This is a genomic window from Nocardia neocaledoniensis, from assembly GCF_029868625.1.
GTDB lineage: Bacteria > Actinomycetota > Actinomycetes > Mycobacteriales > Mycobacteriaceae > Nocardia > Nocardia neocaledoniensis_A.
Genome location: NZ_JARWOJ010000222.1, coordinates 14371 through 32836, shown reverse-complemented (window position 1 = coordinate 32836; position 18466 = coordinate 14371). Strand labels below are relative to the sequence as shown.

Genomic DNA, 18466 nt, shown 5'->3' with positions numbered 1-18466 from the left:
ACCGATTCACACCTCCTGGAGATTCGCTCATGCGTTCTTCTGTCCTTTCCCTTTCCTCCGCGCGCGATGGCTACTCCGCGACACCCCCGCTCGACCGGGCGGTGGCTTCCGCGTTGCCGACCCGTCTGCGCCCCGCTGACCTGCTGCGACTCACCGACGAAGGTGCCGAAGACGTCCTCGCGGGCCGCTACGACCACCTGCTGCCCGCCGATGGGCTCTGGCCGACCGAGGAACGCTGGGCGACCCGCCTGATCGCCGACGACGAGGTCGATGTCTGGCTGATCAGCTGGACGCCGGGAAAATCCACGGAATTGCACGATCACGCCGGTTCCCTCGGCGCGCTCACCGTCCTGTCCGGCGCGCTCTCGGAATTCCGCTGGAATGGCACCGAGTTGCGCAGGCGCACGCTGGCCGCCGGTGATCAGGCCTCGTTCCCGATCGGCTGGGTGCACGACGTGGTGCGCGCGCCCGCCGCCGCCGAATCCGTCGGACCGCTCGATCCCACGCTGAGCGTGCACGCCTATTCCCCGCCGCTGTCGGCGATGTCCTATTACGAGGTGACCGGCCACGGCACGCTGCGCCGCACCAAAACCGTCCTCACCGACCAGCCCGAAGGTGACCTGTGATGAGCCGTTTGACTATTGATCAGATGCTCGAGAACGCCCGTGCCGAGCTGCGCAGGCTCTATGTCTACGACCTGCCCGACGCATTGGCCCGCGGCGCGATTCTGGTCGACATCCGCCCGGCGGCGCAGCGGGTTCGGGAAGGTTCACTACCCGGCGCGCTGGTCATCGAGCGCAATGTCCTGGAATGGCGGCTCGATCCGACCTCGTCGGCGCGTTTGTCGCTGGCCGCCGACCACGACGTGGAATGGATCATCTTCTGCTCCGAGGGCTACACCTCCTCGCTCGCCGCGGCCTCGTTGCAGCAGCTGGGCCTGCACCGGGCCACCGATCTCATCGGTGGATATCAGGCGTTGAAGTCGGCGGGGATGACCTCGGTCGCCGTCGGCGCGCCGCATTTCGCGCGCGAGCTGAATGCGCTCGCCGCGCTCTAGCCCGTACCGCGCCCCGATCCCGGGGTGAGTTGCCCTGTCCGCGTGCGGCTTCGGGCGCCGCTGAGCTGGGATTGTATTTCGGTTGTGTGACGTGGATTGCACTGCGCCGAGGAATGGGCGGCGCGCTGCCTGCCGACCGCCGAGATCGGTGCGGGCGGGGCGCATAGCATTTGCGCGACACGCTACTGTTATCGGATGTGAGCACCCCTAACCCCGCCGAAACCGGCCGCGCCGTCAGTTCCGCCGTGGACAGTGATGTCCCCGAGCAGATGCGGATTCGCCGGGACAAGCGGGAACGGCTACTCGCCGAGGGCGGCGAGGCCTATCCGGTGGTGGTGCCGCGCACGCACACGCTGGCCGAAATCCGCGCCGCCTACCCGGATCTGGAGCCCGATACCCAGACCGGTCTGCAGGCCGGGATCGCCGGCCGCGTCATTTTCGTCCGCAATACCGGCAAGCTGTGTTTCGCCACCCTGCAGGAGGGCGACGGCACCAAGCTGCAGGCGATGATCAGCCTCAACGGTGTCGGCGCCGACGCGCTGGCCGCCTGGAAGTCCGACGTCGACCTCGGTGACTTCGTGTACGTGCACGGCGAGGTCATCTCCTCGCGGACCGGTGAATTGAGCGTCATGGCCGACTCCTGGTCGATGGCGGCCAAGTCGCTGCGGCCGCTGCCGGTGGCGCACAAGGAGATGAACGAGGAGTCGCGCGTCCGGCAGCGCTATGTCGATCTGATCGTGCGTCCAGAGGCCAGGGAAATGGCCCGTACCCGCGTGAACGTGGTCCGCGCCCTGCGCAACGCGCTCGAGCGCCGCGGCTTCCTCGAGGTCGAGACGCCGATGCTGCAGACCATCCACGGTGGTGCCGCCGCCCGCCCGTTCGTCACCCATTCCAATGCCCTGGACATGGAGTTGTTCCTTCGTATCGCGCCGGAGCTGTTCCTGAAGCGCTGCGTGGTCGGTGGCCTGGAGAAGGTCTTCGAGATCAACCGCAACTTCCGCAACGAGGGCGCCGACTCCACCCATTCCCCCGAGTTCGCGATGCTGGAAACCTACGAGGCTTACGGCACCTACGACGACTCGGCGACGATGATCCGGGAATTGATCCAGGAAGTCGCGCAGGAAGCATTCGGCACCCTCGTGGTGACCCTCGCCGACGGTACGGAATATGATCTCGGCGGCGAGTGGACGACCGTCGAGATGTATCCGTCCCTGTCGGAGTCCATCGGTGTCGAGGTGACCCCGGAAACGACTGTGGAGGAATTGCTGGCGCTCGCCGATCGGGTGGGTCTGGAAATTCCCGCGGGCAAGGGCTACGGACACGGCAAACTCGTCGAAGAACTGTGGGAACACGCGTATGGCGACAAGCTGTACGCGCCGACTTTCGTCCGCGACTTCCCGGTGGAGACCTCACCGCTGACCCGTCAGCATCGCAGCAAGGCCGGCGTCACCGAGAAGTGGGACCTCTATGTGCGCGGCTTCGAGTTGGCAACGGGCTATTCGGAGTTGGTCGACCCGGTGATCCAGCGCGAACGGTTCGTCGATCAGGCGAGACTGGCCGCCGCGGGTGATGACGAGGCGATGGTCCTCGACGAAGACTTCCTCGCGGCCATGGAACACGGCATGCCGCCGACCACCGGAACCGGTATGGGAATCGACCGCTTGTTGATGGCACTGACCGGTTTGGGAATCCGGGAAACGATCCTGTTCCCTATTGTCCGGCCGAGTAGTCGCTGACCAGTAGATTTGCGAGCTGATGGGCTCGTGTTGGAATTTTCGTATTTAGAGGTATTCTTGCCTCGGGTATTCGGCCTGGAGGCAGGCTTGACGATTTCGAGAGGACGTTCATCTCATGGCAAAGAAGGTCACCGTTAGCCTGATCGACGATGTCGACGGTGAGTCCATCGCGGACGAGACCATCGAGTTCGCTATCGACGGTGTGTCGTACGAGATCGACCTGTCCGAGGCCAACGCGGCCCGGCTGCGCGAAGGCCTGGACGAATGGGTCGCCAACGCCCGTCGCGTGAGCGGCCGTCGCCGGACGAAGGCGGCAGGCGCCCCCGCTCCGCAGGGCAAGAGCCGCGTTTCCATGGACCGGGAACAGAGCGCCGCAATTCGTGAATGGGCTCGTCGCAAGGGCCACAAGGTCTCCGCTCGCGGCCGCATCTCGGCCGATATCACCGAGGCCTACAACAAGGAAGTCGGCAAGGCCTGAGTTCGACCGCGGTCCGGGATCGCTTCGGGTCGATCCCGGACCGGCCTCGCGGAGCCGGTGCCCACTCCGGTCGGGGCAGGCGACGGGTCTCTCTCCTGGAGATAGACTGATGTTCGTGCGCAAGGTTTTTCATGTCGGCGGTTGCCGACCATCCGACCTGGTCCGGCGAGTACATGGGTAACTCGTCGGGCAGGGGCGATCGTGGCCGCCCGCTCACCATCCATCCGCCGACCTTCAGCCGACGCGCACGAGTCCGGCCTGATTCGTGGAGAGGCGGGATGGCGCTGTGACCGCGATGGCTAGTTCATTTCTCCGGTATACCGATGACACCGGGCGGCAGCACGAATTGTCCTTGGACCCGGAACAGCAGCGTTTCACCATCGGCCGCAATGTGCAGGCCGATCTGGTCCTCGGGTGGGACGCCGAAGTCTCGAGGCTGCACGCCGCCGTGGAATATCTCGGCGCGCACTGGACCATCGTCGACGACGGGCTTTCCCGCAACGGTACCTTCGTCAACGGCGAACGGCTGATCGGTCGCCGCCGCCTCAGCCCCGGTGACCGCATCCGGGTCGGCACCACGCTCGTGCATTTCTTCGATTTCGGCGGCGTCGTCGACGACGCGACGCATACCTCCTCCGGCTCGATTCCCACCATGCGTTCGCTCACCGATACCCAGCGGGCGGTGCTGATCGCACTGTGCCGTCCGTACAAACACGGCACCGGCTTCGCCACGCCCGCCTCGAATCAGCAGATCGCCGAGGAATTGTTCCTCTCGATCGACGCGATCAAGACCCATCTGCGTGCCCTGTTCGCGAAGTTCGGGGTGGAGAACCTGCCGCAGAACCAGAAGCGCACCCGGCTGGCCGCGCTGGCGATGCAGAGCGGGATGATCTCCGACCACGATCTGTGAGGACGCGACGCTCGCGTAGGTCCGTGAGCGTCTGAACGATGTCGCCGCGGCGCGTGACACGGTTGACTTGGTCGTAACGCCGGAGCGGGACTCCGGGACGACGAGTCAGGAGACATCATGTTCGCAGTTCGGATGGCCGCCATCGTGCTGGCGGTGCTCAGCACCGGGCTGATCGCCGGCGTGTTCTACGCCTACGCGATCTCGGTGATGCCCGCGCTCGCCAGGACCGGGGACCGCACGCTGATCGACGTCATGCAGAAGGTCAACGTGGTGATCATCAACCCGTGGTTCATGCTCGGGTTCATGGGCACGGTCGGTTTCACCGCGCTGGCGACGGTGCTGAGCCTGGGCGCGCAGCATCGCGGCACGCTGGTCTGGCTCGGAATCGCGTTGGCGCTCAACGTGATCGCCTTCGGTGTCACCGTCGCGCTGAACGTGCCGCTCAACGACGCGCTCGAGGCGGCGGGCGACCCGGCGGCGATCATCGACACGGCCGCCGTGCGCGCCGACTACGAGGCCGCGTGGGTGCGCTGGAACATCCTGCGGGCCGTGCTGCACACCGCGGCGTTCCTGGTGCTGTGCGGCGCGCTGTTCGCGGCGGGGGTGCAGCAGGGCAAGTCGAGTGTCTCGGCCGCCGTTGCCGCGCAACCGGTTTCGGAGGCGGTGGCCGCTCCGCAGGCCGGTGGCTACGGCGCCGCGCCGTACCAGCGCTGATGGCAATCGGCCAATAGTGCTCCGCAATCACTAGAACGTGTTCCAGAATGCTGGGACACGTTCTAGTGAGGAGTCGTCGCATGCGACGTAGTTCGAGATCGTTGCTGGTTCTGGCCGCCGCCGCCCTGCTGACCTGGGCGAGCGCGAACACCGCCGCCGCCGAGCCCTACCCGGTGGACTACAACTTCTTCGCCGGCATCGCGCCGGAACTCACCAACCCCGGCGGGTCGCTGCCCGGCGCGAACGACCCGGACTGCGTGCCCTCGGCCGCGCATCCGAATCCGGTGGTGCTGTTGCACGGCACCGGCGGTGGGGCGCAGACGAATTGGGGTGTGTACGCCCCGCTGCTGGCCAACGAGGGGTACTGCGTGTACTCGCTCACCTACGGTGCGTACGGGCTGCCGTGGCCGGTCTCGGCGATCGGCGGCATGCGCCCGATCGAACAGAGCGGCCTCGAGGTGTCGGCGTTCGTCGACCGGGTGCTCGCGCGCACCGGCGCCGCGAAGGTCGACTTCATCGCCCACTCGCAGGGCAATATCGTCGGCAACTACTACATCAAGCGGCTCGGCGGCGCCGCGAAGGTCGACAAGCTCGTCGGCATCGCGCCGCCCTGGCTCGGGACCAACGCGTTCGGCGCCGGCGACATCGCCACCTTCAGCCGGGCGCTCGGCGCCGGGCCCGCCTTCGACGCGGTCTCCTCGTCGCTGTGCCAGGCGTGCGGGCAGATGTTCACCGGCTCGCCCTTCATGACCGCCCTCAACGCCGACGGGGTGTACAGCCCGCAGGTCACCTACACCAACATCGTGTCCTCGATCGACGAATTGGTCGTCCCCTACACCTCCGGGCTCGTGCCCGGCCCGAACGCCACCTCGGTGGTCGTCCAGGACGGCTGTGCCCAGGACTACTCCGAGCACATGGCCATCGCGGGCAGCCCGCGCGCGGCCGCGCACGCCCTCAACGCCCTCGATCCGGCCCGGCAGGCGCCGGTACCGTGTGAGTTCGTGCCGCCGTTCACCGGCTGAGCCGTCACCCACCCGACATATTTCGCTGTAGGCAAAACTCGCGCGGAAACGAATGCCGCGACGTGCGCGTTATGAGTGAATGACCATGTTGCCGCCGGTCATCAATAGGGTGGACCGGCGGCGGCGGAATCCCCTGCCAACTAGAGTGGATGGCGGGGGCCGCAACCCCCGGGCTTCATGGCAGGCTGACGGCGACAGTTGTCGGTCGGCGTCAGTTGCCAGAATGTCGGAGCAGGAGAGTGAGGGAGCGATGTTCGAGAGGTTCACCGACCGCGCGAGGCGTGTCGTTGTCCTGGCCCAAGAAGAGGCCCGGATGCTCAACCACAACTACATCGGCACCGAGCACATCCTGCTTGGGTTGATCCACGAGGGCGAGGGCGTGGCGGCGAAGTCGCTGGAGTCCCTTGGCATCTCGCTGGAGGGTGTGCGCAGCCAGGTCGAGGAGATCATCGGTCAGGGCCAGCAGGCGCCGTCCGGTCACATCCCCTTCACCCCGCGCGCGAAGAAGGTGCTGGAGCTGAGTCTGCGCGAGGCGCTGCAGCTCGGCCACAACTACATCGGTACCGAGCACATCCTGCTCGGTCTCATCCGCGAGGGCGAGGGCGTCGCGGCCCAGGTTCTGGTCAAGCTCGGTGCCGACCTGAACCGCGTCCGTCAGCAGGTCATCCAGCTGCTGTCCGGGTACCAGGGCAAGGAACCCGTCGAGGGCTCCGGCTCGCGCGGTGAGGCGGGCACTCCGTCCACTTCGCTGGTGCTCGACCAGTTCGGCCGCAACCTCACTCAGGCCGCGCTCGAGGGCAAGCTCGACCCGGTCATCGGCCGCTCGAAGGAAATCGAGCGCGTCATGCAGGTGCTGAGCCGCCGTACCAAGAACAACCCGGTGCTGATCGGTGAGCCCGGTGTCGGTAAGACCGCGGTCGTCGAGGGCCTGGCGCAGGCCATCGTCAACGGCGAGGTCCCCGAGACCCTCAAGGACAAGCAGCTCTACACCCTCGACCTGGGCTCCCTGGTCGCGGGCAGCCGCTACCGCGGTGACTTCGAAGAGCGCCTGAAGAAGGTGCTCAAGGAGATCAACACCCGCGGCGACATCATCCTGTTCATCGACGAGCTGCACACGCTCGTCGGCGCGGGTGCCGCCGAGGGCGCCATCGACGCGGCCTCGATCCTGAAGCCGAAGCTGGCCCGTGGCGAGCTGCAGACCATCGGCGCGACCACCCTCGACGAGTACCGCAAGTACATCGAGAAGGACGCCGCGCTGGAACGCCGCTTCCAGCCGGTGCAGGTCGGCGAGCCGACCGTCGAGCACACCATCAACATCCTCAAGGGTCTGCGCGACCGCTACGAGGCGCACCACCGGGTGTCCATCACCGACGGTGCCCTGGTCGCCGCCGCGACGCTGGCCGATCGCTACATCAACGACCGGTTCCTGCCGGACAAGGCGATCGACCTCATCGACGAGGCGGGCGCGCGCATGCGCATCCGCCGGATGACCGCGCCGCCGGACCTGCGCGAGTTCGACGACAAGATCGCCGACGCCCGCCGCGAGAAGGAAAGCGCCATCGACGCGCAGGACTTCGAGAAGGCCGCGCGCCTGCGCGACAAGGAGAAGCAGCTCGTCGCCAAGCGCGCCGAGCGGGAGAAGCAGTGGCGTTCGGGTGACCTGGACGTCGTGGCCGAGGTCGACGACGAGCAGATCGCGGAGGTGCTGGCCAACTGGACCGGTATCCCCGTCTTCAAGCTCACCGAGGAGGAGACCACCCGTCTGCTCCGCATGGAGGACGAGCTGCACAAGCGGATCATCGGCCAGGAAGACGCCGTCAAGGCCGTCTCCAAGGCGATCCGCCGCACCCGTGCCGGCCTGAAGGATCCGAAGCGTCCGTCCGGTTCGTTCATCTTCGCCGGTCCGTCCGGTGTCGGTAAGACCGAGCTGTCCAAGGCGCTGGCGAACTTCCTGTTCGGCGACGACGACGCGCTCATCCAGATCGACATGGGCGAGTTCCACGACCGCTTCACCGCGTCGCGCCTGTTCGGTGCCCCTCCCGGGTACGTGGGCTACGAAGAGGGCGGCCAGCTCACCGAGAAGGTGCGGCGCAAGCCGTTCTCGGTGGTGCTGTTCGACGAGATCGAGAAGGCGCACCAGGAGATCTACAACACCCTCCTGCAGGTGCTCGAGGACGGCCGTCTCACCGACGGTCAGGGTCGTACGGTCGACTTCAAGAACACCGTGCTGATCTTCACCTCGAACCTGGGCACCTCCGACATCTCGAAGGCCGTCGGCCTGGGCTTCACCCAGTCCAACGCCGAGGGCTCGAACTACGAGCGGATGAAGCTCAAGGTCAACGACGAGCTGAAGAAGCACTTCCGCCCCGAGTTCCTCAACCGCATCGACGACGTGATCGTCTTCCACCAGCTCACCAGCGAGCAGATCGTGATGATGGTGGACTTGATGATCGGCCGCGTCGCCAAGCAGCTGAAGAACAAGGACATGGCGATCGAGCTGACCGACCAGGCCAAGAGCCTGCTCGCCAAGCGCGGTTTCGACCCGGTCCTCGGTGCCCGTCCGCTGCGTCGCACGATCCAGCGCGAGATCGAGGACCAGCTGTCGGAGAAGATCCTCTTCGGCGAGATCGGCGCCGGCCAGACCATCACGGTCGACGTGGAGGGCTGGAACGGCGAAGGCCAGGGCGAGGACGCCAAGTTCACCTTCGCCGGCAAGACGAAGCTGACCAAGGCCACCGCGGGCGACGACAAGCCCGAGGTCGTCCTGACCGGAGCAGGCGAGGGCACCGCGCCCGACGCCGCCGCCTCCGGCGAGTAACGGGCTGAACGAGCAAAGCCCGCCCCTGGATTACCAGGGGCGGGCTTTCTCGTCTCCGGTCAGCCGATATAGCAGCGCCCACCGATACCGCCGCCCGAATTGCTATGTTTACCCGCATGTTCGGGTGGGTAAAGGCGCGGTGCGCCGGAGTGATCGTTGTCGGTATCGCCGTGGCGGGTTGTGGCACAGCCGATTCGGAGGTCGCCGCGCCGCCGACGTCCACGGCGGCGGTGACGACCACCAAGGGGCCGGTCGTGGACGGTGTACTGCCGACCGCCGCCGACGCGCGCGGGTGGCTGGATCAGGGCGCGCGCTGCGTCGAGGGCGAACGGCCGGTGCTGCTGATCGGCGCGCTGCGCAACTCCAAGGAGAAGTTCGCGGTCTGTGAACGCGCCGACACCACCCGGGTGTTGCGCGCCTGGGCGCCCGGTCTGCGGGCTCAGCCGTTCGAGGCGCCGTTCTTCACCTACACTGCCAACAGCCAGCAGTTTCGCCACGACGACGGGATGAAGATCGACCTGTCCAAGGCGACGGTCACGGTGACCGACGATCCCCAGAACCCCCGCTACATCGTCGGTTTCGTGGTCGAGGCCTACTGGAGTGCCATCTACTGACGGGCCAGTTCCACGACCGGGCGTAGCCGCAGGTGCCGAGTCACGGCGGCGGCCGCGGCCAGCGCCGGGAGGGGTGAGGGTGTGTAGAGCGTGTCCGGGAGCAGCACGGCCGAATAGCCCCGCTGCTCGGCGTCGACCACTGCCCGTGTCCACTCCGTGCCTGAGCTCGGAGTCAAGATGATGCCGAATCGCATGGCCCGCTCCTACCTCTTCGCGCGGGGCTCGGTCAGCACGGCGAGGCGGGTTCGGTACTCGGCCTCGCTGATCTCGCCGCGGGCGAAGCCGTCGCGCAGGGCGGCGAGCCCGCTGCCGCGATCCGCGCAGCGTCTGCGGGCGAAGAACAGCACCGCCAGCACGGTGACCCAGAACAGCAGGGGGAAGATCCAGAAGAACGGCCAGGGATGCCAGCCACCGTCGTAGTGGTCGGCGAGCAGGGTGAGCGTCGATGCGCTGTCGAAGGTGTTCATGGCTTCAGCCTCCTCGCGACGGATGTCGCGGACATCGGCCGCGCGACTCGATCCGGGGTACGTCAGCGGGCGTAGTGCGGTGTGCACGGCGGCGGTTCGGCCACCGTCGACCTCGAATCAGCTTGGTACCGTGAGTCGGTTGGAGGTGTGTGGTGACGCTGATCGAATCCGGTGCCGATGGCCTCGACGAGGTACTCGCCGCGCTGCAGTGGCGGTATACCGGTCGCGACGAGTTCGTGCTGGCCGACGGTGGGGTGGCGCATCTGGCGGGAGCGCCGGTCGCGCTGCTGGTGCTCGACGGCCTGATCCGGGTCGAGGGGCTCACCGCCACCCGGGACCTGGCGACCGGTGACTTCCTGTTCGTCCCGCGCGCCGAACGGTTCGCGATCACCGCGCCCGCGGCGTCGACCGTGCTGTGCGTGCGGCTCACCTCGGTCGGCACCGACAGCGTGCTGGCGGCGCTGCCCTCGCGAATCTGGCTCACCGATCTGCCGGGACAGGTGCCGTTGGTGGCGACGATGTTCGGCCACCTGGTCCAGCAGTGCCCCGATCCGGCCGGCGTGCAGGGCGACCGGGTCGTCACCTTGATCGCGTCGATGGCGATCGAGAACTGGTACGCGCGAGGATGTGCCCCCGAGCAGTGGTTGCTGCGGGTGGACGAGCCCGGTGTGGCGCGGGCCGTCGCGGCCCTGCACGCCGATCCGGGAAAGGACTGGACGGTGGAGGCGCTGGCCAAGGTCGCCTTGGCGTCGCGGTCCGGATTCGCCGCCCGCTTCCAGGCGGCGACCGGCCTCACGCCGGGGCGGTATCTGACCCGCTTGCGCGTCGAGCGCGCCCAGCGGTTCCTGGCCCAGCCGGACGCCTCGGTCGGCGCGGTGGCGCGGCGCCTCGGCTACCGCTCGGAGGCCGCGTTCGGTCGCGCCTTCCGACGGCACACCGGCCGCACACCGTCGGAATGGCGGCGTGCGGCCGGGACGACGTCGGTGCGGGTCAGCGGGCGGCGCGGGGCAGCGAACTGCGGATGAGTACCCCGCCGACCAGCGCGGCGATCGCCGCTAGGGTGTAGGTGGCGGTCAGCCCGATGCTGTCGACGCCGAGCCCACCGACCGCGGAACCCAGGATGATGGCCAGCTGGAAACCGCCGACCACCAGCCCGCTACCCGCCTCGACCCGATCGGGCAGCACCCGCGACAGCCACACCTGGATGACGTTCAGAATCCCGCCGAACGCGGCGCCCCAGATCAGCACGGCGGCGTAGCCGAGGGCGGGCACGGCGCCGGAGCCGATGATCGCCAGGAGCGCGGCGCCGATCGTCGTCGGGACGGCGAGCAGCAGGACGTTCAGGTGCCGATCGGTCAGCGCGCCGAGGACGAAGTTGCCGATCAGCCCACCGACACCGAACAGGGCGAGCAGTACGGGGATCACGGTCGGACCGGCGCCGAGCAGTTCGGCGAGCGCGGGCCGGATGTAGGTGTAGCCCGCGAAGTGCCCGCCGATCACCGCGACCACGCTGACCAGCCCGAGCGCCACACTCGGCACCCGCAGTACCGCGCCCATGGCGGCGAACCCGATGCCCTTGCTCGGCGCGATCGGCGGCAGCATCAGCCGCGCGGCCACCGCGGCGGCGACGGTGACCAGCGCCGCGACGACGAAGGTGGTCCGCCAGCCCGCATACCCGCTGAGCAGCACCCCGATCGGCACCCCGGCGACGGTCGCGACGGTGGTGCCGCCGTTCACGATCATCATCGCCTTACCGAGCCGCGCCGCGGGCACCAGCTGGGCGGCGATCACCATCGCCATCGACCAGTACCCGCCCACGGCGACCCCGAGCAGCAACCGCGCGAGCAGCAGCGTCGCGATATTGGGCGCCAGCGCCACCACGATGTTCGAGAGCGCGGCGCCCACGGTGAGCACGACCAGCAGGGTCCGCCGGTCCACCCGGGGGAACAGCGCGCCGAGGCCGAGGGCCGCGAGCAGCGCGGTCAGCGCCGTCACGCTCACCGACAGCCCGACGACGCCCTCCCGGACTCCCAGATCGTCGGCGAGCACCGTCAGCACGCCCGGTGGCAGGAATTCGGCGGTCACCAGCGCGAAGCTGCCGAGGAACATGGTCGACAGCGCGGGCCACGCCCGGCGCTGGGTCTCCGGTGCCGCCGGGACGGCGGTTGTCGTTGTCGTCATGCCAGATGCAACAAGGACACGTCCCGCCCCTCCCACCCCAAACGCCGACGGAGCCGCCTCAAACGCCAGAGTTGGTGTCAGCCGAAGTGCTGGAGGAATCCGGACCCGCGTTCGGCCGCGTACGCGAAGACGTCGACCAGTCCGTAGTAGTGATGCCGGAGATACCGCAAACCGTCGTCGCCGTCCCTGATCCAGATGTTGGGGTACAGACGCGCGGCGTCCATCGCCACCGGGTCGTAGAAGAGTGCCAGCTCGTCGAAGGGAAACTTGTTCAGCCGCCGCGACGCGTCGGCGACGTCGTCGGGGCTCCACGCGAAGTAGTTGTCCCTGGCGAGCGGCCTGCCGGTATAGAACAGGTCGACGCCGACGCGAGCCTCCGCCAGGAGGTATTCCAATCCGGCCCAGGCCTTGTCCAGATACCCACTCGGCTCGCCCTGCGGGCTTTCCAGCTCATCGAGAAACTCGTCGAGTACCTCTGTCACCGCGCTGATCCGCGCCAGATCCGCCGCGCTCACCCTGGTGAACGACATGATCAAGCCCATACCACTCTCGTTCCAGTAGTAACTATTCGAAGCGGGCGAGGGCCGCCGAATCGGTGGTGGCGGCATGGGTGAAGAAGATGCGCAGTACGTCGTAGGCGTCGCGTAGATAGCCGAGGCTCCACTCCTCGTCCCAGATGTCGGGGAGCGCGCCCTGCTCGTCCATCAGCTCGGGCGAGAAGTGCTCGGCCAGGTGGTCGAACGGGGTGGCGGCGAGAACCGCTGCGGCGATGGCGATCTCATCGGGCGACCAGACGGTGAGGCAGTCCTCGCGGGTATTCGTCTCGTCGTCGCGCAGCAGGTCGAAGTCGAGGGCCGCGGTCAGCAGGCAGCGCAGTCCGTCCCACGCTTTGTCGAGGTCGCCGCTGGGCAGATCGCCGCGCGCGTGCAGAGATTCGAGGAGATCGTCGGCGGTGTCCGGGGTCTCGGCGAGCAGTGCCGCCTCGGCTCGGGTGATGCGGGAGAAGACATAGACCAGGCCCATGGGAACGACGGTCGCAACGGCGGCTTGGCGATACCTTTTCGCCCGCTTGCGACGGCATTCGCGGGTCGGTGAGTCGGCGTACGGTGGGGTTTGTTCATCGGAAGACAAGCACGGGGGTGTTCGTATGACGGATTCCAATCGCACACTGATCGCGGTCCTGCTGGACCGGTCCGGGTCGATGCAGACGATCAAGGCCGATACCGAAGGCGGGCTCGCCGCGTATCTCGAGCAGCAGCGCGAGGTGCCGAAGACCATCGAGGTGACGCTGGCACAGTTCGACACCAGCTACGAGCTGGTCTACGCGAATCGGCCGCTGGCCGAGGTGCCGCCGCCGAATCTGGTGCCGCGCGGGGGAACGGCGCTCTACGACGCGCTCGGCAAGCTGGTCACCGATGTGGGCGCCGAACTCGCCGCGCGGCCCGAAAACGAGCGGCCGGGCACGGTGATCGTCGTCGTCCTCACCGATGGTCACGAGAACTCCAGCCGGGAGTGGACCAACGAGGCGGTGCGTTCGCTCATCAAGCAGCAGGAGGAGCGCTACGACTGGACCTTCCTGTTCCTCGGCGCGAACATGGACGCGGTCGCCATCGGCACGAACCTCGGCATCGCACCCGGTCAGGCCATCACCTACGCGGCCTCACCCGCCGGGGTCGCCGGAGCGTTCGGCGCGGCCGCCGCCTACTCCCGCCGGGCCCAGGCCGCCGCGCCCGGCGCACCGCGCGGCGAGTTCACCGAGGCGGAGCGGCGCGGGGCGAACCCGGGCAGCTGAGCCTGCTCGGCGCCTACTGCCAGCCCGGACGGACCAGCCCCGACTCGTAGGCGAGCACCACGAGTTGGGTCCGGTCGCGGGCACCCAGCTTGGTGAGGATGCGGCTGACGTGCGTGCGGGCGGTGGCGGGGCTGAGGTAGAGCCGCGCGCCGATCTCGGCATTGGTCAGCCCCTCCGCCACCAGGACCATCACCTCGCGTTCGCGGTCGGTGAGCTCGGCCAGCGCGGGTGGCGGTGGCTGTTTGGCGTGCGTCGCGAACTCGGCGAGCAGCCGCCGGGTGACGCCGGGGGAGAGCAGCGCGTCGCCGGCCGCGACCACATGGACGGCGCGCAACAGGTCGGCGGGTTCGGTGTGCTTGACCAGGAATCCGGCGGCGCCGGAGCGGATCGCCTCGAAGACGTACTCGTCGAGCTCGAAGGTGGTCAGCACGACCACGCGCACCTCGGCGAGCTGGGGATCGTCGGCGATCATCCTGGTCGCGGCGAGCCCGTCGAGGATCGGCATGCGTATGTCCATCAACACGACGTCGGGGACGAGCGCGCGGGTCATCCGCACGGCCTGTTCCCCGTTCTCGGCCTCGCCGACGACCTCGATGTCGTCCTGGGCGTCGAGCAGCGCGACGAATCCGCCGCGCACCAGCGCCTGATCGTCGGCGACCAACACCCGGACAGGCTGGGGCGGAGGCTGGTTCATGCGGTCGGCTCCGCTCGGCCCGCGCTCGCTGCCGTACCGGTGCCCGGCTCGCCTGGGGCCTTCCCCGGACCGGGCGGCGCAGGCTGCTCGGTCACGTCCGGCGCCGACATCGCCCGCGTGGGTAATCTGGCCGCCACCCGGAATCCGCCGGACGGTTTGGGCCCCGCGGTGAGCGCACCGCCGAGGGCATGGGCGCGCTCGCGCATCCCGATGATGCCGTTTCCACCCGGCCCACCTCGGGGCGCGACTCCGGTGGGGCGGGTGTTGTCGACGGTGATGTCGACGGAGGTGGCGGTGTAGCGCAGGGTGATCAGCGCGCTCGCGCCCGGCGCGTGGCGCACCACGTTGGTCAGCGATTCCTGGATGATCCTGGCCGCGGCCACATCGATCACGCTCGGCAGCTTCTTGGGCGTACCGATGATCTTGGTCTCCACGGCGAGCCCCGCCGAGCGTGTGCGCGAGAGCAGCGCTTCGAGGTCCTCGAGGGTGGGCGCGGGCATCCGCGGCGCCGGGCGCGGCGGTTCCGGCCGTGGCGCGGGGGCAGGCGCGTCGTCCGCCGCCGGGATCTCCTCGAGCACCGGCGCGACGGGCGCGCCGCTGCGGATCGCGTGCAGCAGCGTGTGCACCTCGGTGAGCGCCTCCTTGGAGGTCGTCTTGATGGTGGCCAGCGCGGCGGCGGCCTGCTGCGGCTTGCGATCGAACAGTTCCAGTGCCACCGAAGACTGCACATTGATCAGGGAAAGACTATGCGCGAGAACGTCGTGCAGCTCCCTGGCGATCGCCAGGCGCTCCTCGCTGGCCGCCCTGGCCTGCTGCGCCTGCGCGTCCCGTTCGGCCGCTTCGGCCCGCTGCCTGCGGGCCAGCAGCACCGCGCGCCGCGACCTGATCCCCTCGGCGATGCCGATCAGCACACCGAGCCACGCGAGCAGGCCGAAGATCTGCCACGCGCCCGCGCCCCGCCCGAGCAGCGCGGGCACCGGCCACACCATGACGAGGAAGCCGACGGCGACCACCGGATAGGTGCGCAGTCTCGAACCCTGGACCGCGGCGGTGAGAAACGCGATGACCAGTGAGAGGAAGATCGGCCCGTACCCGTAGTCACGCAGCACGTACACCACCGCGGCGAACAACGCGACGAGCAGCACCGGCTCGGGCAGCAGCCGCCGGAAACCCAGCGCGATGGGGCCCGCGAGCAGCAACAGATACGCGAACGCGTCGAGCGAACGCACACCCGTCTGATGCGCGTTGGCGCCGGAACTACCGGCGAGCTGGACCACCGCAACCACCGCCGCGAGGCCCCAGTCGACGACGACCGAGCCACGCTCCCATTTCGCAGACGCTCCCACGTGATTCACCCTATTGCGTAGCGGGCCGGCCCGCGTCGGCCTGCGCGCGTAATTCCGCCGCGGGCCACACCTGGGCCGGTCAGCCCGCGCGCGGCGGCGAATTCCCAGCGTCGCGGCCCGCCGGAGTAGGCCGCGCGGCGTAGTGCCGAAGCCGCTCGGCGACGGATGTGGCCGGCCCGGTCGGGCGCGGATTCTGAGTCCATGAACGATTCCATCGTGGTCACCGACGGGCTGACCAAACGCTACGGCGAACATCTGGCCGTCGACGCGGTGAGCATGCGTGTCGCGGCGGGCGAGATCTACGGCTTCCTCGGGCCCAACGGCGCGGGCAAGACCACCACCCTGCGCATGCTCGCCGGACTCGTCCGGCCCACTTCGGGGACCGCGACAGTGCGCGGTCGCGCGCCGGGCGATCCGGCCGTGCTGCGCCGGATCGGAGTGCTCATCGAGGGCCCGGGCTTCTATCCGTACCTGTCCGGCCGCGACAACCTGCGGGTGCTCGCGCGCTACCGCGGTCACGACGCCGCCGAGGTCGAGGCGGCACTCGAGCGGGTGGGCCTCGCCGACCGCGCGGACGATCGGTTCCGCACCTACTCGCTCGGCATGAAACAACGTCTCGGTGTCGGCGCCGCCCTGCTGGGGCGCCCCGACCTGCTGATCCTGGACGAGCCGACCAACGGACTCGATCCCGCCGGGCTCGCCGAGATGCGCACGCTCATCGTCGACCTCGCGGCGGATGGCCACACGGTGCTGCTGTCGAGTCATCAGCTGGCCGAGGTGCAGGAGATCTGCCATCGGGTCGGCGTGATCTCCGGCGGCAGACTGCTCGCCGAGTCGACGGTCGCCGAATTGCGCGGCACCGCATCACTGTTCGTGCGCGCCGACCCGCTGCGCGTGGCGGCCGACGCGATCGGCGCCGTGCTCGATACGCCGGTGCGCCCGGTCGGTGCCGGCCTCCGGGTCGAGACGACGGCCGCGACGGCGCCGGCGGTGGCCCGCGCGGTGCTCGCGGCGGGCGCCGACCTGCTGGAGCTGCGCGTCGACGAGAAATCCCTGGAAGAAGTGTTCTTCGAGATGACTGCCGTGGAGGTGGCGAAATGACCGGTGTGCCGAACGAACTGTGGTCGACCATGCGCGCGGAGGCGGTGCGGCTGGGCCGGTGGCCCGCGTTCTGGGTCATTCTCGGCACCTGGGTGCTGCTCAATCTCACCTTCGCCTATCTGTTCAACTACCTGGCCTACACCTCGGGGGAGAGCGGCGCGATGGCGGACGGACTCCCGCGCGAGGTGCTGCTCGGTCAGCTGCTCCCCGCCGCGGTGCCCGAGGTGTTCACCCAGGGGATGGCCATGTTCGGCGGTGCGCTGATGCTCATTCTCGGCGCGCTGGCGGTGGGCAGCGGGTACGGATGGGGCACGTGGAAGACCGTGTTCACCCAGGGCCCGCGGCGCGCGAGTGTGGTCGGTGGGCTGCTGGTGAGCCTGCTCGTGGTGGTGTTCGCCCTGGTCTGTGTAGCCTTCGCGGTCGATCTCGGCGTGTCCGCGCTGATCGCGGTCACCGAGGGACAGGCGGTCACGCTGCCCTCGGTCGATCGGTCGGTACTCGGAATCGTCTCCGGAACAGCCATTCTGAGCATGTGGACCTTGGCGGGCGGCTTGATCGGAGCCATCGCCCGTGGCCCCGCGCTCGCCGTGGGTCTCGGCCTGGTCTGGGTGCTCGTGGTCGAGAACCTGCTGCGCGGGGTGGCGGGTATCTTCAGCCCGATCGAGGCGGTCACCGACCTGCTGCCCGGCACCGCCGCGGGCTCGCTGGCCGGTGCGATGCGTGAGGTGAGCGGTCCGGCGACACCCGGTGTGCTCGACATCCTCACGCGTGGAGAGTCTTTCGCGGTCCTCGCCGCCTACGTGGCCGTCTTCGCGGGTGGCACCGTTCGGCTGATGAGTCGGCGCGACCTGGCGTGAACCCGCGTGACCCGTCGGGCCGCGGCCGTCATCGCGGCGGCCCGGCCCGGCGGATCAGTCCAGTATCCGGTGGGCGAGGGCGCGCAGCCCCTCGGTGATCTGTTCGGGCGAGAGCCCGCGCTCGCGCTGGTGCAGATAGACCTCGGCGGCCAGCGGCGCGAGCACGCTGTCGACCAGCGAATCAGGCTGCGCGACACCACCTTCGACGAGCAGCGCGCGCACGTGCACGGCCCAGAAGCCGTAGGCGCCGGTGGCGAATCGCGCCCCGCCGGTCTCCGCGCCGAGCACCAGATGCGCATGGGCCGTGAGCAATTCGACCATCGCGCCGTAGAAGGCGGCGAGCCGCTCGGCTGGCGGGGCGCCGGGACCGAGCGGCGGTTCGCCGCGCATCAGCCGTTCCTGGAGTGCGCGCTCGTGCTCGTCGAGCAGGGCGACGGCGATCGCGGTGCGGTCGGGATAGCGGCGGTAGAGGGTGCCGCGTCCGACGCCCGCCGCCTTGGCGATGTCGTCCATCGTGACCGTGCGCGGGTCGTTGGTGGCGAAGAGTTCGGCTGCCGCGCTGAGCACCTTGGCGCGGTTGCGGGCCGCGTCGGTGCGCTCCGCGGGCGGTGGCGCGGCACCGGTGAGCAGGTCGGATCGGGGCTCCATGTCGTCGACTGTAGCCCAGAAAAGAATATGT

At 68.7% G+C, this 18466-nt stretch carries 21 protein-coding genes; 13 read left to right on the top strand and 8 right to left on the bottom strand.

What is annotated here, in order from left to right; translation table 11 throughout:
* Positions 1-29 precede the first annotated feature (29 nt).
* From QH270_RS16545 to QH270_RS16505, 9 genes are all read left to right on the top strand, one after another.
* Positions 30-626 carry a cysteine dioxygenase gene (locus QH270_RS16545; protein WP_232996237.1) on the top strand — a complete coding sequence of 199 codons (597 nt, stop codon included), beginning with the start codon at positions 30-32 and terminating at the stop codon, positions 624-626.
* Between the two features lie 8 nt (positions 627-634).
* Positions 635-1057, top strand: coding sequence for a rhodanese-like domain-containing protein (locus QH270_RS16540; protein ID WP_280343089.1), 423 nt, complete (start codon positions 635-637; stop codon positions 1055-1057).
* A gap of 269 nt (positions 1058-1326) precedes the next feature.
* Positions 1327-2793 (top strand): lysine--tRNA ligase, encoded by a 1467-nt coding sequence (gene lysS / locus QH270_RS16535; protein WP_280221771.1) that lies wholly within the window; start codon positions 1327-1329, stop codon positions 2791-2793.
* A gap of 115 nt (positions 2794-2908) precedes the next feature.
* Positions 2909-3271: a histone-like nucleoid-structuring protein Lsr2 gene (locus QH270_RS16530; protein ID WP_110041387.1), complete on the top strand. Its 363-nt coding sequence runs from the start codon at positions 2909-2911 to the stop codon at positions 3269-3271.
* Positions 3272-3566: 295 nt separating this feature from the next.
* Complete coding sequence (locus QH270_RS16525) at positions 3567-4181, top strand: FHA domain-containing protein (RefSeq protein ID WP_280343016.1); 615 nt, start codon at positions 3567-3569, stop codon at positions 4179-4181.
* A 117-nt stretch (positions 4182-4298) separates the two neighbouring features.
* Positions 4299-4895: a DUF1772 domain-containing protein gene (locus QH270_RS16520; RefSeq protein ID WP_280343013.1), complete on the top strand. Its 597-nt coding sequence runs from the start codon at positions 4299-4301 to the stop codon at positions 4893-4895.
* Positions 4896-4975: 80 nt separating this feature from the next.
* Positions 4976-5917: an esterase/lipase family protein gene (locus tag QH270_RS16515; protein ID WP_280343012.1), complete on the top strand. Its 942-nt coding sequence runs from the start codon at positions 4976-4978 to the stop codon at positions 5915-5917.
* A 250-nt stretch (positions 5918-6167) separates the two neighbouring features.
* A complete protein-coding gene (locus tag QH270_RS16510; protein ID WP_280343009.1) occupies positions 6168-8735 on the top strand; it encodes an ATP-dependent Clp protease ATP-binding subunit in 2568 nt (855 codons plus the stop codon).
* Positions 8736-8851: 116 nt separating this feature from the next.
* Positions 8852-9349, top strand: coding sequence for a hypothetical protein (locus tag QH270_RS16505; protein ID WP_280343007.1), 498 nt, complete (start codon positions 8852-8854; stop codon positions 9347-9349).
* Here QH270_RS16505 and QH270_RS16500 read toward each other — a convergent pair.
* Positions 9343-9543, bottom strand: coding sequence for an LLM class flavin-dependent oxidoreductase (locus tag QH270_RS16500; RefSeq protein ID WP_280343005.1), 201 nt, complete (start codon positions 9541-9543; stop codon positions 9343-9345). The genes QH270_RS16505 and QH270_RS16500 overlap by 7 nt on opposite strands.
* Before the next feature lie 9 nt (positions 9544-9552).
* Positions 9553-9816, bottom strand: a complete 264-nt coding sequence (locus QH270_RS16495) for a hypothetical protein (protein ID WP_280343002.1) — start codon at positions 9814-9816, stop codon at positions 9553-9555.
* 152 nt (positions 9817-9968) lie between these two features.
* On the opposite strand from QH270_RS16495, the gene QH270_RS16490 reads away from it, so the two are divergent.
* A complete protein-coding gene (locus QH270_RS16490; protein WP_280342971.1) occupies positions 9969-10841 on the top strand; it encodes an AraC family transcriptional regulator in 873 nt (290 codons plus the stop codon).
* On the opposite strand, the gene QH270_RS16485 is transcribed toward QH270_RS16490, so the two are convergent.
* The 3 genes from QH270_RS16485 to QH270_RS16475 all read right to left on the bottom strand — a co-directional run bounded on the left by QH270_RS16485 (position 10807) and on the right by QH270_RS16475 (position 13020).
* Positions 10807-11997: an MFS transporter gene (locus QH270_RS16485; RefSeq protein ID WP_280342969.1), complete on the bottom strand. Its 1191-nt coding sequence runs from the start codon at positions 11995-11997 to the stop codon at positions 10807-10809. The genes QH270_RS16490 and QH270_RS16485 overlap by 35 nt on opposite strands.
* 77 nt (positions 11998-12074) lie before the next feature.
* The gene (locus tag QH270_RS16480) at positions 12075-12539 is read right to left on the bottom strand and encodes a YfbM family protein (RefSeq protein WP_280342967.1); all 465 of its coding nucleotides are present in this window, start codon (positions 12537-12539) and stop codon (positions 12075-12077) included.
* Between the two features lie 22 nt (positions 12540-12561).
* On the bottom strand, positions 12562-13020 hold the full coding sequence (locus QH270_RS16475; protein ID WP_280342965.1) for a DUF1877 family protein: 459 nt from the start codon (positions 13018-13020) through the stop codon (positions 12562-12564).
* A gap of 124 nt (positions 13021-13144) precedes the next feature.
* Between QH270_RS16475 and QH270_RS16470 the strand changes: the two genes are divergently transcribed.
* Entirely contained in the window at positions 13145-13789 is a 645-nt protein-coding gene (locus QH270_RS16470) for a vWA domain-containing protein (protein WP_280342961.1), read from the top strand.
* Between the two features lie 13 nt (positions 13790-13802).
* Here the strand turns inward: QH270_RS16470 and QH270_RS16465 are convergent, their stop codons facing one another.
* Both QH270_RS16465 and QH270_RS16460 read right to left on the bottom strand, forming a co-directional pair.
* Positions 13803-14483, bottom strand: coding sequence for a response regulator transcription factor (locus QH270_RS16465; protein WP_280342959.1), 681 nt, complete (start codon positions 14481-14483; stop codon positions 13803-13805).
* Complete coding sequence (locus QH270_RS16460) at positions 14480-15829, bottom strand: sensor histidine kinase (RefSeq protein ID WP_280342956.1); 1350 nt, start codon at positions 15827-15829, stop codon at positions 14480-14482. The genes QH270_RS16465 and QH270_RS16460 overlap by 4 nt, the downstream gene beginning before the upstream one ends.
* 201 nt (positions 15830-16030) lie before the next feature.
* Between QH270_RS16460 and QH270_RS16455 the strand changes: the two genes are divergently transcribed.
* Both QH270_RS16455 and QH270_RS16450 read left to right on the top strand, forming a co-directional pair.
* A complete protein-coding gene (locus QH270_RS16455; RefSeq protein ID WP_280342955.1) occupies positions 16031-16930 on the top strand; it encodes an ABC transporter ATP-binding protein in 900 nt (299 codons plus the stop codon).
* A complete protein-coding gene (locus QH270_RS16450) occupies positions 16927-17787 on the top strand; it encodes an ABC transporter permease (RefSeq protein ID WP_280342952.1) in 861 nt (286 codons plus the stop codon). The genes QH270_RS16455 and QH270_RS16450 overlap by 4 nt, the downstream gene beginning before the upstream one ends.
* Before the next feature lie 54 nt (positions 17788-17841).
* Here the strand turns inward: QH270_RS16450 and QH270_RS16445 are convergent, their stop codons facing one another.
* Positions 17842-18435, bottom strand: coding sequence for a TetR/AcrR family transcriptional regulator (locus QH270_RS16445; protein WP_280342950.1), 594 nt, complete (start codon positions 18433-18435; stop codon positions 17842-17844).
* Positions 18436-18466 lie beyond the last annotated feature (31 nt).

Bases quoted from the DNA above. Each gene is read 5' to 3' on its own strand.
- QH270_RS16500 (WP_280343005.1), bottom strand. From the start codon at position 9,543: ATGCGATTCGGCATCATCTTGACTCCGAGCTCAGGCACGGAGTGGACA.
- QH270_RS16485 (WP_280342969.1), bottom strand. From the start codon at position 11,997: ATGACGACAACGACAACCGCCGTCCCGGCGGCACCGGAGACCCAGCGC.
- QH270_RS16545 (WP_232996237.1), top strand. From the start codon at position 30: ATGCGTTCTTCTGTCCTTTCCCTTTCCTCCGCGCGCGATGGCTACTCC.
- lysS (WP_280221771.1), top strand. From the start codon at position 1,327: ATGCGGATTCGCCGGGACAAGCGGGAACGGCTACTCGCCGAGGGCGGC.
- QH270_RS16475 (WP_280342965.1), bottom strand. From the start codon at position 13,020: ATGGGCCTGGTCTATGTCTTCTCCCGCATCACCCGAGCCGAGGCGGCA.
- QH270_RS16530 (WP_110041387.1), top strand. From the start codon at position 2,909: ATGGCAAAGAAGGTCACCGTTAGCCTGATCGACGATGTCGACGGTGAG.
- QH270_RS16520 (WP_280343013.1), top strand. From the start codon at position 4,299: ATGTTCGCAGTTCGGATGGCCGCCATCGTGCTGGCGGTGCTCAGCACC.
- QH270_RS16465 (WP_280342959.1), bottom strand. From the start codon at position 14,483: ATGAACCAGCCTCCGCCCCAGCCTGTCCGGGTGTTGGTCGCCGACGAT.
- QH270_RS16495 (WP_280343002.1), bottom strand. From the start codon at position 9,816: ATGAACACCTTCGACAGCGCATCGACGCTCACCCTGCTCGCCGACCAC.
- QH270_RS16510 (WP_280343009.1), top strand. From the start codon at position 6,168: ATGTTCGAGAGGTTCACCGACCGCGCGAGGCGTGTCGTTGTCCTGGCC.
- QH270_RS16445 (WP_280342950.1), bottom strand. From the start codon at position 18,435: ATGGAGCCCCGATCCGACCTGCTCACCGGTGCCGCGCCACCGCCCGCG.
- QH270_RS16515 (WP_280343012.1), top strand. From the start codon at position 4,976: ATGCGACGTAGTTCGAGATCGTTGCTGGTTCTGGCCGCCGCCGCCCTG.
- QH270_RS16480 (WP_280342967.1), bottom strand. From the start codon at position 12,539: ATGGGCTTGATCATGTCGTTCACCAGGGTGAGCGCGGCGGATCTGGCG.
- QH270_RS16450 (WP_280342952.1), top strand. From the start codon at position 16,927: ATGACCGGTGTGCCGAACGAACTGTGGTCGACCATGCGCGCGGAGGCG.
- QH270_RS16505 (WP_280343007.1), top strand. From the start codon at position 8,852: ATGTTCGGGTGGGTAAAGGCGCGGTGCGCCGGAGTGATCGTTGTCGGT.
- QH270_RS16455 (WP_280342955.1), top strand. From the start codon at position 16,031: ATGAACGATTCCATCGTGGTCACCGACGGGCTGACCAAACGCTACGGC.
- QH270_RS16525 (WP_280343016.1), top strand. From the start codon at position 3,567: ATGGCTAGTTCATTTCTCCGGTATACCGATGACACCGGGCGGCAGCAC.
- QH270_RS16470 (WP_280342961.1), top strand. From the start codon at position 13,145: ATGACGGATTCCAATCGCACACTGATCGCGGTCCTGCTGGACCGGTCC.